Here is a 1,583-nt window from a genome sequence, read left to right on the forward strand (position 1 = left end):
TCTGCCGGTCTGCGAGTTAGAGAATTGATAAATCTCCGGATTGAAGATATTGATTCGGATCGGATGCTTATTCATATACGACAAACAAAGTATAATAAAGATCGTTATGTACCCTTGTCTGCTACTGTGTTGGTTGGATTACGAAAGTACTACCGCGCATATGCTCCCCAACAATATCTTTTTAACGGACGCACACCAGGACGCCCCATGCATTCGGCTTCTATTCAGGGGATTATGCGTGATGCCGTGAAGAAAGCAGGCATATTAAAGCGAGCAACGCCCCACACACTTCGCCACAGTTATGCCACCCATCTGCTGGAAATGGGTGTTAATATCCGTCAACTGATGTCTCTGCTTGGCCATAGCGATATACAAAGTACGATGGTCTATCTTCACGTAACCCATTGGAATCAAAGTAAAGCCTTTTCTCCTTTTGACCATTTATACGGACGCAGCCATGAGACGGACAAACTTTGAGCTAAGTGATATAATCCGGCAGTTTGAAGAACAATATATAGAACAATACAACCCCGGTTCATTTATCCTGAAAGTATTCAATAATCTGAAGAGTTGTCGGACATCATTATTGGGTGGACATGTACTTCGTTGTCCGGATTGTGAACATGAGCAGATTAGTTATAACTCATGCCGCAACCGCCATTGCCCTAAATGCCAGGGGCTGGAACGAGAGATATGGATCGAACGGACGGGCGATATGATACCTGATATGGATTACTTTCATATTGTATTTACTATCCCTGATTGTCTGAATACTTTGTTTCTGTCCCATAAAAATAAAATGCAGGACATTCTGTTCCGTTCAGCATGGCAAACCCTTGAAAAGTTTGCCTTTGATCCTAAATACCTGGGCGGCCAGAGTGGCATGATAAGCATACTGCATACCTGGGGGCAAACCCTGACATTGCATCCCCACCTGCATTGTATTGTTCCCTCAGGTGGCATAGACTACCGCAACCGATGGACTCGGGGAAAGTATGTGGATAATAAAACGGCTTTCCTTTTTCCTGTTCGCCAAATGGCTCATGTATTTCGGGGAATCTTTCTTTCGAACATGTCGAACATGTTAAAAAAGGAGGGTAGAAAGGCTCCGCAGGTAAAAGAAAAAATATTTAATGTCTACGCCAAACAACCCTTCCGGACAGTGGCATCGGTCATTGAATATTTAGGACGCTATACGCACAAAATAGCCATTAGCAACTACCGGATTATCTCTGTAAATCAAGACAACGTCACTTTCAGATATAAAGACTACAGGGATCATGGAAAGCAGAAGGAAATGACATTGTCAGGGGTAGAGTTCCTTAGACGCTTTGCATTGCATATCCAGAACAAAGGATATCGAAGGATTAGACAATATGGCCTCTTCTCCCCGGCAAAACGCAAACTCTTAAATCAGGTCAGGGCGATATTCCATCAACCTCCTGTTTCTTTATTTGTACGGAAAGAATGGAAAGAGAAAGTCGTACGGAAATGGAGCAAAAACTTCTGTTTATGCCCACAGTGCAAGAAAGGAGTAATGGTGCTCATAGAGCACTACATGGCAAATCCGCCACCTCTATTGT

The 1,583-nt window shown here is 43.3% G+C and carries 2 protein-coding genes; both read left to right on the forward strand.

The window, feature by feature from the left end; all coding sequences use genetic code 11:
- Window positions 1-477: tyrosine-type recombinase/integrase (locus M2134_RS15725; protein WP_280758218.1), on the forward strand; the 477-nt coding region annotated here is incomplete at its 5' end.
- On the forward strand, window positions 458-1,583 hold a 1,126-nt coding region (locus M2134_RS15730; protein ID WP_280758219.1), incomplete at its 3' end, for an IS91 family transposase. The genes M2134_RS15725 and M2134_RS15730, both read left to right, overlap by 20 nt.

The sequence above is a fragment of the Parabacteroides sp. PM6-13 genome, assembly GCF_029892605.1.
Lineage (GTDB): Bacteria > Bacteroidota > Bacteroidia > Bacteroidales > Tannerellaceae > QVMG01.